This window comes from Pseudomonas sp. PS01298 (assembly GCF_029959745.1).
Classification (GTDB): domain Bacteria; phylum Pseudomonadota; class Gammaproteobacteria; order Pseudomonadales; family Pseudomonadaceae; genus Aquipseudomonas; species Aquipseudomonas aylmerensis.
The window spans coordinates 38,559-50,277 of record NZ_JASCPP010000044.1; the positions used below are offsets into that span (position 1 = coordinate 38,559).

The window sequence follows — 11,719 nt, forward strand, 5'->3', positions numbered from 1 at the left end:
CGGAAAAACCGTCGAATCCGAAAAGGACTCTTTACCGCAGGTCACGAATGCGCCTGGCCTAAAATGTCGGCGGCGTGATCACCCAGATCACCACCGTCTCCACTTTGCCGGGGTTGCCATACCGATGCGGTTCGCTGCTGGCAAAGCTGAAGCTGTCACCGGCCGCCAGCAGGAAGTGCCGCTCTCCCACCCACAGCTCGAACTGTCCACGCAACACATAGCCGGCTTCTTCGCCTTCATGGCTGTAGCTCTGCTGGCTGTAGGTGCCCGGTGGGAAACTCGATTGCAGCATTTCCAGTTGATGGTTGGGCAGGGGCGTCAGCAACTGGTCGACGATGCCGTCTTCATAGTGGATGCTCTGGCGATTGTCCTTGCGCACCACGTAGCCTGCGTCTGCCGGTGCGGGCGTGGTCTCGCTGGCGAAGAACCACTGGATCGTCACCCCCAGGCTGCGAGCGATGTTGAACAGTGCCGGAATCGACGGATACGCCAGGTTGCGTTCCAGCTGGCTGAGGTAGCCGGCGGTCAGTTCGCTGGCCTCTGCCAGGGCGGTCAAGGTCATGCCGCTGGCCTTGCGCAAACCACGGATGCGGGTGCCGAGAAACAGTTGCTGGGGTTGGTCGTTCACAGGTTCCATGCCACCTTGAGTCCTTCGTAGATCGCCTCTTCGGCGGTGCGCGGCGCCAGGCAGTCGCCGATCCGGTCAAACGGCACCAGGCCCTGCAACTGCGCGCCGAGAGTGTCCACCGGCTGATGGCCCTGGCACAACACCAGCGTGTCGATATTCTCCAGCAGCATGGGCTCGCCGCTGGCGGTGTGTTGCAGGTACACCGTGGTGTCGTCGCAGCCGTACAAGCGCGCATACGGGATGATCGGAATGCCCAGCCGGTGCAGCTCGCCGGCCAGTTGATCACGCACATACAGCGGCAGATTCTCGCCACAGTGCGTGCCATTCACCGCCAGTTGCACCTGATGCCCGGCGCGCACCAGGCGCTCGGCAATGCCGGGGCCGATCCAGTCGCAACGCCAGTCGACCACCACCACCGAACGCCCCAGGGGTACTGCGTCGCGCAGCACCTGCCAGGCATCCACCACCTGCAGTTCGCCGCCTTGCTCGAAGGCCGGCCAATAGGGTTCGGCGCCGGTGGCAATGATCACGTGGTCGGGTTGCTCGCGCTCCACCAGCGCGCGGTCGACGCGGGTGTTGCGCAGCACCTGCACCCCGGCCAGTTGCATCTCGCGCTGCAGGTTGGTGCTGGCGCCACCGAACTCACTGCGCCGTGGCAGCAATTGCGCCAGCAGCACTTGCCCGCCCAACTGGGCGCTGGCCTCGTAGAGCGTCACGGCATGCCCGCGTTGCGCCGCGACCGCTGCGGCTTTCATACCCGCCGGACCACCGCCCACGACCATGATGCGCTTGCGCTTGAGTGTCGCTTGCACCTTGCCGAATAGCAGCTCGCGGCCGGTCTCGGGATGCTGGATGCACGAGATCGGCAAGCCCTTGTGAAAGTGACCGATGCAGGCCTGGTTGCAGGCGATGCACGCGCGCACATCTTCGACGCGCCCGTCGAGAGTCTTGGCGGGCATCAGCGGGTCGCAGATCAATGCGCGGGTCATGCCGCACACATCGGCCTGGCCGCGCGCGAGGATCAATTCGGCTTCCTGGGGCTGGTTGATGCGCCCGGTGACGAACAGCTGAATCGACAGGCTGGCCTTGAACGTCGCGGCCTCATCGGCGAGGTACGCGGCGGCAATCGCCATGGGCGGCACGATGTGGATTGCACCGCCCAGCGAGGCCGACGTGCCTGCGACGATATGCACGTAGTCGAGCTGGGACTGAAGGCTCTGCACGGCTTCCAGGGATTCGCTTTCGGTGAGCCCTTCGGCATCGCGTTCATCGGCAGAAATGCGCAGGCCGATGATGAAGTCCGCGTCGGTAGCCGCGCGCACGGCGGCGAGGATTTCCGTCAGGAACCGCAGCCGTTGCTCAAGCGCCCCGTTGTAGCCATCGCTGCGCCGATTGACCCGTGGGTTGAGAAACTGCGCCGGCAGGTACCCATGGCTGGCGACCACTTCGACCCCGTCGATCCCGGCCTGGTGCAAGCGCCTGGCAGCGGCGGCGTAACCCGCGACAATCTCATCGATCATCGCTTGGTCCAGCGCACGCGGCATCACCCGGAAGCGTTCATTGGGCACCCCCGAGGCCGAGTAGGCCACCGCCAGCAGGCCATCCGCCGACTCCATGATTTCCCGCCCGGGATGAAAGATCTGCGACAGCACCACGGTGCCATGGGCATGGCAGGTTTCCGCCAGCTGGCGGTAGCCCTCGATGCACGCATCGTCGGTGGCCATCAACACATGGGAGGTGTACCGCGCGCTGTCATGCACCCCGGCCACCTGCAGCACAATCAGGCCGACACCGCCTTCGGCACGCGCACGGTGGTAGGCGATCAATGGCGGGTTGACCCGGTTATCGGTGGGCATCGAGGTGTCATGACCGCTGGACATGATGCGGTTTTTCAGGCGTTTGCCCCGCAGTGCCAGGGGCTCGAACAGGTGCGGGAAAGCAGAGGGCGACATGGTGCGGGTACTCCAGGCGCTGTTATTGTTATTTTTCTATAGGAGGCTGCCGCCAGTAAAAAATCAACTTGTTTTTTTACTGGCGTCTGGATTAGCGTCGCCTTCACCCACCCCGTGCCCGGAGAATAAAAATGCCTCACTCCACCGAACAGCACCTGCGCGAAGAGCTTGCGGCGTGTTATCGATTGATCGCGCACTACCGCATGAGCGACCTGATTTTCACGCATATCTCGGTGCGCATTCCCGGACCCGAGCATCACTTCCTGATCAATCCCTACGGGCTGATGTTCGATGAAATCACCGCCTCCAGCCTGGTGAAGATCGGCCTCGACGGGCGCGCGGTCGAGCCGTCGCCGCATGCGGTCAACCCGGCCGGCTTTGTGATTCACAGCGCGATCCATGGCGCCCGCGAAGATGCCCACTGTGTGTTGCACACCCACACCCGCGCGGGCTGCGCGGTGGCGGCGCTGGAGTGCGGGTTGTTGCCGGTGAACCAGATTTCCATGGAGTTCTACGGCAAGGTTGCCTACCACGACTACGAAGGCGTGGCCCTGGATCTGGACGAGCAGCAACGCCTGGTGCGCGACCTCGGCGACAAGCCGGTGCTGATGCTGCGCAACCACGGTTTGCTGACGGTAGGCGCAACCGTCAGCCAGGCATTCCTGCGCATGTACTACCTGGAAAAAGCCTGCGACATCCAGATCGCCGCCCAGGCCTGTGGCCCACTGGTGCTGCCATCCGCCGAGGTCTGCCAGTACACCGAGCAGCAATTCAACAACCCCGGCCGGCCGCTGGAGGAGGGCGAGTTGGTTGACCTGGATGCGATGCAACTGGCGTGGGCGGCGTTGCTGCGCATGCTGGATCGGGTGTCGCCGGGGTACCGCGACTGATGTAGAGTCGTGCAGCCGACTCAACCGAAGGACACCGCGCCATGACCCAGGAAACCCGTTTCTCCCGGATGGAGCCGGAATTGCGCAAGGCCAATCTGGTCCAGGCGACCCTGACTTGCCTCAAGCGTGACGGGTTCCAGGGCGCCTCGATCCGCAAGATCAGCGCCGAAGCCGGGGTCTCCGTAGGGCTGATCAGCCACCACTACTCGGGCAAGGATGAGTTGGTGGCCGAGGCCTATCGCACCATCACCGGCCAGGTCATGAGCCTGCTGCGCGAGACCATGGCCAAGGCGCCGCCCAACCCTCGGGAGCGTTTGTCGGCGCTGTTTCGGGGCTCGTTTTCCGCCGAGTTGCTCGACCCGCAGTTGCTGGACGCGTGGCTGGTGTTCTGGGGCGCGGTGAAGACGGCGCCGGCGATCAACCTGGCCCACGAACACTCCTACGGCGAATACCGCACCATCATGCGTTCGGCCCTGACCGACATGGCCCGCGAAGAAGGGTGGGAGCAGTTCGACGCCGACCTCGCGGCCATCGGCCTGAGCGCCTTGCTCGACGGGTTGTGGCTGGAGTCGGGGCTCAACCCCGGCACGTTCACCCCGGAGCAGGGGATCCAGATCTGCGAAGCCTGGGTCGACGGCCTGCAGTCCGGCGGTCGTAAGCGTTACCAGCTCAAGCCCTGAGCCTTCCTTGCCGCCCTGGACGCAAGGTCCGGGGCGGTTTTTCCGGCACTGAAAAAATTTAAGATTTGCCGATTGCCTCCTTACTGAACACTCGTTTAGTATCGCCCCATGTCGCACCCCTCACGCCAAATAAAATAATTCGAGGAAGCCATGACTACCGATTCGTCCGTGCTCACCCATGTGCAGGCAGGCGTTGCCTGGATCACCCTCAACCGAGGGCCGCAGCGCAATGCGCTGGACATCCCTACCCTCAAGCACCTGCACAGCCTGCTCGACGCGTTCAACCGCGACCCGGCCGTGCGTGTGGTAGTGTTGACCGGCAGCGGCCGCAGCTTCTGCGCTGGCGCGGACCTCGCGGAGTGGGCCGACGCCGAAGCACGCGGCGCCCTGGAAACCTACGGCTGGACCGAAACCGCCCACGCCCTCATGACCCGCCTGCACAGCCTCGACAAGCCCACGATTGCCGCGATCAACGGCACCGCCGTCGGCGCCGGCATGGACCTGACCCTGTGCTGCGACCTGCGCGTAGCCGCCCAGTCGGCGCGCTTCAAGGCCGGCTACACCAGCATGGCGTATGCCCCGGACGCCGGTGCCAGCTGGCACTTGCCACGCCTGATCGGCAGCGAACAGGCCAAGCGCCTGCTGTTCCTTGATGAGCTGTGGAGCGCCGACCGCGCCCTGGCAGCCGGCCTGGTCGGTGAGGTGGTCGCCGATGAGCAACTGCATGCCCACACCCTCGAACTGGCGACCCGCCTGGCCAACGGCCCGACCTTCGCCTTCGCCCAGACCAAAACCCTGATCCGCGATGGCGCCGACCGCAGCCTGCCCGAGCAACTGCAAGCCGAACTGGCCGCCGGCCTGTTATGCGGACGCAGTGCCGATGGCGCCGAAGCCCTGCGCGCGTCCATGGAAAAACGCCTCCCGACATTCTGCGGCAAATAACAACAACGACACCCTCGAGCAGGTAGCGCCATGAATTTCCAACTCAGCCAAGAACAAGACATGTTGGTGGACGCGGTACGCAGTTTTGTTGCCAAGGAATTGTTGCCCCACGAGGAGGCGGTGGACCGCGCCGACGAGGTTTCACCAGAGCTGGCCGCGCAGATCCGCGACAAGGCCATCGCTGCCGGCTTCTATGCCTTCAACATGCCGGAAGAGGTCGGTGGTGGTGGCCTCGACTACTTGTCGCAGGCGTTGATCGAACGGGAATTGTCCAAGGTGTCGTGGGCCCTGCATGTGTTTGTCGCGCGCCCGTCGAAAATCCTCATGGCCTGCACCGGCGCGCAGATCGGCGACTATCTGCTGCCGTGCGTGCAGGGCAAGAAAATCGACTGCTTCGCGCTGACCGAACCCGGTGCCGGTTCGGACGCCAACGCGATCAAGACCCGCGCCGTGCGCCACGGCGACGACTTCGTGATCAACGGCAGCAAGCACTTCATCAGCCATGCCGGGCACGCCGATTTCGCCATCGTGTTTGCCGTCACCGACACCTACGAGCACAACGGCCGCCAGCGCAATGCGGTGACTTCATTCCTGGTCGACCGTGGCACGCCGGGCATGACCATTCGCCGGGGCCCCAAGTGTGTGAGCAACCGCGGTTACCACACCTACGAAATGTTCTTCGACGACTGCCGCGTGCCAGCCTCCAAGGTACTCGGTGAAGTGGGCAAAGGCTGGGACGTGGCCAACGCCTGGCTCACCGCCGGGCGCGTGATGGTCGCCGCCAACTGCGTCGGCCAGGCCCAGCGTGCGCTGGAGGTGTCGCTGCAATGGGCAGCGGATCGCAAGCAGTTTGGCCAGCCCATCGGCACCTATCAGGGCGTGAGCTTCAAACTCGCCGACATGGCCACGCAGATACGCGCGGCTGAACTGCTGACCCTGCACACCGCCTGGAAAATGGATCAGGGCAGCATGACCGACGGTGAGGCCGGCATGGCCAAGCTGTTTGCCAGCGAAACCCTGGGCAAGGTCGCCGACGAGGCCGTGCAGATTTTCGGTGGCATGGGCTTGATGGATGAAGGGCCGGTGGAGCGCATCTGGCGCAACGCGCGGATCGAACGGATCTGGGAAGGCACTTCGGAAATCCAGCGCCATATCATCGCCCGTGAACTGTTGCGGCCGCTGTTGCGCTGATCGGCGCGGAGAACGCTTATGTCCCAGGCTATTCGCGACAATCTCAAGCGCCTGCTGGCGCCCCGGCACCTGGCTTTTGTCGGCGGGCGCAGCATGGCCCGCGCCCTCAAGCGCTGTGCCGACGGCGGGTTTACCGGGCCGATGTGGCTGGTCAACCCGCAGCATGACAGCCTCGACGGCATCCCCTGTGTGCGCCGCGTCGCCGACCTGCCGTGCGGCCCGGATGCGGTATTCATTGCCACCAACCGTGAACTGACATTGACCTGCGTTGCTGAACTGGCCGCCATCGGCACCGGCGGCGCGATCTGCTACGCCTCCGGCTTTGCCGAAACCGGCGCCAGTGGTGCCGCGTTGCAGCAGCAGTTGTTGCACGCCGCCGGCGAGATGGCCTTGCTCGGTCCCAACTGCTACGGCCTGCTCGACTACCTGCACAGCGCCGCCCTGTGGCCGGTGGCCCACGGCGGCAAAGCGGTGGAGAAGGGCGTGGCGGTGCTGACCCAGAGCGGCAACTTCGCCTACAACCTGTCGATGAGCGACCGCTCGTTGCCGGTGGCCTACATGGCCTCGGTCGGCAACCAGGCGCAATTGGGCGTGGCCGAATTGATGGACGTATTGCTCGATGAGCCGCGCGTGACCGCCATCGGTCTGCACCTGGAAGGTTTGAAGAATGTCCCGGGGTTCGCCCGCGCCGCGCACAAGGCGCTGGAAAAGGGCATCCCGATCATCGCGTTGAAAACCGGCGTGTCGCAGATCGGGGCCGAGCTGGCGCTGAGTCATACCAGTTCGCTGTCCGGCTCCGACACACTGTACGACAGTCTGTTCGCCCGGCTCGGGGTGATCCGCGTGAGTGGGCCGGTGAGTTTTGTCGAGACCTTGAAAGCCGCAGCGTGCGGCAATCTGCCGGCTGGCAACCGCCTGATCGCGCTGGCCTGTTCCGGTGGCGACGCCGGGCTGATCGCCGACTACGCCGAGCGCAACCAACTGGCCTTGCCGACACTCGACGAAGACCAGCGCGCAGAGCTGGCGCAGGTGCTGCCCAGCTACGCCAACCTGGTCAACCCGCTGGACTTTACCACTGCCATCTGGGGTGACCGCGAAGCCCTCGACACGATGCTCGATACCGCCCTGCGCACGGAGGCCGATGCCGCCATGCTGGTGCTGGACTACCCGGCCGAATTCACCGGCGAACGCAAGGAATGCGACCTGCTGCTCGGGCTGTTTTGCGACGCGCTCGACCGGCATGGCAAGACCGGCTTTGTCACCTCGGCGTTTCCCGAATTGCTGCCGGCCCATGCCCGCGAGCGCTTGCATGCCCACGGCATTGCCGCGCTGCAAGGCGTGGAGGATGCACTCGCGGCCTGGGGGCGGATTGCCGAGTATCAGCATAATCGACGGACCTTGCTGGCGCGCGGCGAGTCGAGCCTCGTGCCGTTGTGCCCGCAACCCCTGCAAGGCCAGGGCCTGGCCCTGGATGAGTGGGCGTCCAAGCAAGCCTTGCGCGTGTTCGGCCTGAACACGCCGGCGGCGGTATTGAGTACACCGGGACGCGCGATTGCCGATGCCGATGTGCTGGGCTACCCGTTGGTGCTCAAGGCGGTCAGCACGCAGTTGCCGCATAAAACCGAGGCCGGTGCCGTCGCCTTGAACCTGCAGGATGGTGTGGCGCTGACGTCTGCGTTGGCGCTGATGCGCGGGCAGATCGCCGCGTATGCGCCCGGTGTAGCGTTTGACCAACTGCTGCTGGAGTCCATGGCGACCCCGCCGTTGGCCGAGCTGATCGTGGGTATCAAGCGCGAGAATGACTTTGGCCTGGCCTTGGTGATCGGCGCTGGTGGCATCCTCGTGGAACTGCTCAAGGACAGTCGCAGCCTGCTGCTGCCGACCACTGACGATGCGATCCGCCACGCCGTGCTCAGCTTGCGCAGCGCCGCGTTGCTGCAGGGCTTTCGCGGACGCGAAGTGGCGGATCTCGACGCGCTGGTCGCGGCCATCCGTGCGGTGGCCGACTACGCCTGCGCCAACGCCGCGCAATTGCTGGAGTTGGATGTGAACCCATTGCTGGTCAACGCCCACGGCGCCACGGCGGTCGACGCGTTGATTCGTCTAGGAGATCAACATGCATGATAAAACCTTGACCGGCGGCCAGGCCCTGGTGCGGTTGCTGGCCAACTATGGCGTCGATACCGTCTTCGGGATTCCCGGAGTGCACACCCTGGAGTTGTACCGCGGCTTGCCCGGCAGCGGCATTCGCCATGTACTCACCCGCCATGAACAGGGCGCGGGCTTTATGGCCGATGGTTATGCGCGTGTCAGCGGCAAGCCGGGCGTGTGCTTTGTGATCACCGGGCCCGGCGTGACCAACGCCGCAACCGCCATCGGCCAGGCCTACGCCGACTCGATCCCGCTGCTGGTGATTTCCAGCGTCAACCACACTGCCAGCCTCGGCAAGGGCTGGGGCATCTTGCATGAGACCCAGGACCAGCGCGCGATCACGGCGCCGATCACGGCGTTTTCCGCCGTGGCCTTGAGCACCGAGGATTTGCCCGAACTGGTGGCGCGTGCTTATGCGGTGTTCGACAGTGAGCGGCCACGGCCGGTGCACATTTCGGTGCCGCTCGACGTGTTGGCTGCGCCGATCCAGAGAGACTGGAGCAACGAGGTCGTACGCCGCCCAGGGCGCGGTTTGCCCTCGGCGGAAGACCTGGATCAAGCGGCGGCAAAACTGTCGGTGGCCAAGCGCCCGATGATCATCGCCGGCGGCGGCGCGCTGGCCGCCGGCGAGGCGTTGCAGCGCTTGAGCACACAACTGGCGGCGCCGTTTTTCAGCAGTGTCGCGGGTAAGGGCCTGTTGCCGATCGAGCATCCGCTGAATGCCGGCTCGACCTTGTGCGTCGAACCTGGTTGGCAATTGATCAGCGAGGCCGACGTGGTGCTCGCGGTCGGCACGGAAATGGCCGACACCGACTATTGGCGCGAGCGTTTGCCGCTGAACGGCGAGCTAGTGCGCGTGGACATCGACCCGCGCAAATTCAATGATTTCTACCCGTGCGCCGTCGCGCTGAAAGGCGATGCCCAACAGACGGTGCAAGCCCTGCTGCAACGGTTACCGCCGGCACCGCGCGACGCTGCAGCGGCGGCCAGATCAGTGGCGGCAGTGCTGCAGGCCATCGAGTCCGGACACGGTCCTTTGCAATCGATCCACCAGGCGATTCTCGAGCGCATCGAGGCCGAATTGCCGGCGAATGCGGTGATCAGCAGTGACATGACCCAACTGGCCTACACCGGCAACTACGCCTACCGCAGCCGGGCCCCGCGCAGTTGGCTGCACCCCACCGGCTACGGCACCTTGGGCTACGGCTTGCCGGCCGGCATCGGCGCCAAGTTTGGCGCGCCGCAGCGGCCCGGCCTGGTGCTGGTGGGTGATGGCGGCTTTCTCTATACCGCGCAGGAACTGGCGACGGCGGTGGAAGAACTGGACAGCCCGCTGGTGGTGTTGTTGTGGAACAACGATGCCCTCGGCCAGATCCGTGACGACATGCTCGACCTGGCGATCGAACCGATCGGCGTGCTGCCGCGCAACCCGGATTTTGCCTTGTTCGCCCAGGCGTTCGGCTGCACGGTGAACCAGCCCCAGAACCTGGATGCATTGCAGACGGACTTGCGCAACGCCTTCAAACGCAACGGCGTGACCTTGATCGAGCTGAAACATGCCTGTGCCTGTTGATCTTTAGAGGAGCAAGACCATGAGCGAAAACAACAACAAAATGACTCAAGCGATGCACCGACGGGACTTCCTCAAACACAGCGCCGTGGCCGGTGCGGTGGCGGCGGCGTTTTCCCTGGGTCTGCCGCTGCACGCGTTGGCCCAGGACGCGACGCCCAAGCCCGGCGGCGTGCTGCGCCTGGGCCTGGCCGGAGGCAGCACCACTGACTCGCGCGACCCCGGTTCCTGGGTCGACACCTTCACCTTTGTCGGCTTCTCGGCGGTGTACAACACGCTGACCGAAATCGCCGTCGACGGCAGCGCGATTCCCGAACTCGCCGAGCGCTTTGAATCGACCCCGGATGCGCGCGTGTGGACCTTTCACCTGCGCCCCGGCGTGACCTTCCATAACGGCAAAAGCCTGAGCGCCGAAGACGTGGTGGTGTCGATCAATCATCACCTGAGCAAGGACTCCACGTCGGCCGCCAAGACCGTACTCGGCGACGTCGCCAGCGTCAGCGCCCAGGGCAATGATGCGGTGGTGTTCGAGCTGCATTCGGGCAACGCCGACTTTGCCTACGTGGTTGCCGATTATCACCTGGTGATCATGCCCGCCAAGGATGGCGCCGCCGACTGGAAGGCCGGCGTCGGCACCAGCGGCTACCGCCTGAAAAGCTTCGAGCCGGGTGTGCGCATGGACCTGGAGCGCAACCCCGACTACTGGAAGCCCGGTCGCGCACATTTCGCCAGCGCCGAGTTGCTGGCCATCGCCGACGGTGCCGCGCGGGTCAATGCGCTGGTCACCGGGCAGGTCGATGTGATCAACAAGGTCGACCTGAAAACCGTGGCCCTGCTCAAGCGCAACGCCAACCTGGTGATCGAAGAAACCAAGGGCGCGCAGCACTACACCTTCCCGATGCTGTGCGACAGCAACGAATTCAAGAACAACGACATTCGCATGGCGATGAAGCACGCGATCAATCGCGAAACCTTGCTCGCCTCGGTGCTGTACGGCTACGGCCTGGTGGGCAACGACCACCCGATCCAGCCCGGCAGCCGCTTTATCAACGCCGCCCTGGAGCAACGCACCTACGATCCGGACAAGTCGCGCTTCTACCTGCGCAAGGCCGGGGTGGAGTCGCTCAAGGTCCGCCTGCAGGCGTCGGACGCCGCCTACACCGGCGCAGTGGACGCCTCGGTGTTGTTCAAGGAGCAGGCGCGCCAGGCCGGTATCGACATCGACGTGGTGCGCGAACCGGCCGACGGGTTCTTTTCCAACGTGTGGATGAAGCAGCCGTTCACCACTTCGTTCTGGTACAGCAGCCTGACCGCCGACCGCATGTTCAGCATCGGCTACGCCAAGGGTGCGGCGTGGAACGAGACCCACTGGGACAACCCGCGCTTCAACCAACTGCTGACCGCCGCCCGTGGCGAGATGAACGCCCCGTTGCGCCAGGAGATGTACAACGAAATGCAGGCCCTGTGCCGGGATGATGGCGGGGCCATCGTGCCGTTGTTTGCCAGTTCGGTGGCGGCGCGTTCGAACCGCGTGGCGCACGGTGCGCAGACCGCGCCGTATGGCGAGTTGGATGGGCTGAGGCTGATCGAGCGGTGGTGGCAGGCGTGAATACTTCAGAAACGCCACAAACCAAATGTGGGAGCGGGCTTGCTCGCGAAAGCGGTGTGTCAGCCAATACAGATAGAGCCTGACCCACCGCATTCGCGAGCAAGCC

Annotated in this window: 9 protein-coding genes; 7 read left to right on the forward strand and 2 right to left on the reverse strand. The window is 64.6% G+C overall.

Annotation, left to right across the window (positions count from 1 at the left end; translation table 11 throughout):
• Positions 1-58: 58 nt before the first annotated feature.
• A complete protein-coding gene (locus QMX97_RS16800; protein WP_065905575.1) occupies positions 59-637 on the reverse strand; it encodes a cupin domain-containing protein in 579 nt (192 codons plus the stop codon).
• Positions 625-2,580 carry an FAD-dependent oxidoreductase gene (locus tag QMX97_RS16805; protein WP_282397289.1) on the reverse strand — a complete coding sequence of 652 codons (1,956 nt, stop codon included), beginning with the start codon at positions 2,578-2,580 and terminating at the stop codon, positions 625-627. The genes QMX97_RS16800 and QMX97_RS16805 overlap by 13 nt, the downstream gene beginning before the upstream one ends.
• A 131-nt stretch (positions 2,581-2,711) precedes the next feature.
• Between QMX97_RS16805 and QMX97_RS16810 the strand changes: the two genes are divergently transcribed.
• The 7 genes from QMX97_RS16810 (at position 2,712) to QMX97_RS16840 (ending at position 11,613) form a co-directional block, all read left to right on the forward strand.
• The gene (locus QMX97_RS16810) at positions 2,712-3,470 is read left to right on the forward strand and encodes a class II aldolase/adducin family protein (protein WP_065905577.1); all 759 of its coding nucleotides are present in this window, start codon (positions 2,712-2,714) and stop codon (positions 3,468-3,470) included.
• A gap of 41 nt (positions 3,471-3,511) precedes the next feature.
• On the forward strand, positions 3,512-4,150 hold the full coding sequence (locus QMX97_RS16815) for a TetR family transcriptional regulator C-terminal domain-containing protein (protein WP_065905578.1): 639 nt from the start codon (positions 3,512-3,514) through the stop codon (positions 4,148-4,150).
• Between the two features lie 150 nt (positions 4,151-4,300).
• The gene (locus QMX97_RS16820; protein ID WP_262134731.1) at positions 4,301-5,092 is read left to right on the forward strand and encodes an enoyl-CoA hydratase/isomerase family protein; all 792 of its coding nucleotides are present in this window, start codon (positions 4,301-4,303) and stop codon (positions 5,090-5,092) included.
• A 30-nt stretch (positions 5,093-5,122) separates the two neighbouring features.
• A complete protein-coding gene (locus tag QMX97_RS16825; RefSeq protein ID WP_065905580.1) occupies positions 5,123-6,283 on the forward strand; it encodes an acyl-CoA dehydrogenase family protein in 1,161 nt (386 codons plus the stop codon).
• 18 nt (positions 6,284-6,301) lie between these two features.
• The gene (locus tag QMX97_RS16830) at positions 6,302-8,407 is read left to right on the forward strand and encodes an acetate--CoA ligase family protein (protein ID WP_282397290.1); all 2,106 of its coding nucleotides are present in this window, start codon (positions 6,302-6,304) and stop codon (positions 8,405-8,407) included.
• Complete coding sequence (locus QMX97_RS16835; protein ID WP_282397291.1) at positions 8,400-10,007, forward strand: 5-guanidino-2-oxopentanoate decarboxylase; 1,608 nt, start codon at positions 8,400-8,402, stop codon at positions 10,005-10,007. The genes QMX97_RS16830 and QMX97_RS16835 overlap by 8 nt, the downstream gene beginning before the upstream one ends.
• 19 nt (positions 10,008-10,026) lie before the next feature.
• Positions 10,027-11,613, forward strand: coding sequence for an ABC transporter substrate-binding protein (locus QMX97_RS16840; protein ID WP_106804472.1), 1,587 nt, complete (start codon positions 10,027-10,029; stop codon positions 11,611-11,613).
• Positions 11,614-11,719 lie beyond the last annotated feature (106 nt).

Bases quoted from the DNA above. Each gene is read 5' to 3' on its own strand.
- QMX97_RS16800 (WP_065905575.1), bottom strand. From the start codon at position 637: ATGGAACCTGTGAACGACCAACCCCAGCAACTGTTTCTCGGCACCCGC.
- QMX97_RS16805 (WP_282397289.1), bottom strand. From the start codon at position 2,580: ATGTCGCCCTCTGCTTTCCCGCACCTGTTCGAGCCCCTGGCACTGCGG.
- QMX97_RS16810 (WP_065905577.1), top strand. From the start codon at position 2,712: ATGCCTCACTCCACCGAACAGCACCTGCGCGAAGAGCTTGCGGCGTGT.
- QMX97_RS16815 (WP_065905578.1), top strand. From the start codon at position 3,512: ATGACCCAGGAAACCCGTTTCTCCCGGATGGAGCCGGAATTGCGCAAG.
- QMX97_RS16820 (WP_262134731.1), top strand. From the start codon at position 4,301: ATGACTACCGATTCGTCCGTGCTCACCCATGTGCAGGCAGGCGTTGCC.
- QMX97_RS16825 (WP_065905580.1), top strand. From the start codon at position 5,123: ATGAATTTCCAACTCAGCCAAGAACAAGACATGTTGGTGGACGCGGTA.
- QMX97_RS16830 (WP_282397290.1), top strand. From the start codon at position 6,302: ATGTCCCAGGCTATTCGCGACAATCTCAAGCGCCTGCTGGCGCCCCGG.
- QMX97_RS16835 (WP_282397291.1), top strand. From the start codon at position 8,400: ATGCATGATAAAACCTTGACCGGCGGCCAGGCCCTGGTGCGGTTGCTG.
- QMX97_RS16840 (WP_106804472.1), top strand. From the start codon at position 10,027: ATGAGCGAAAACAACAACAAAATGACTCAAGCGATGCACCGACGGGAC.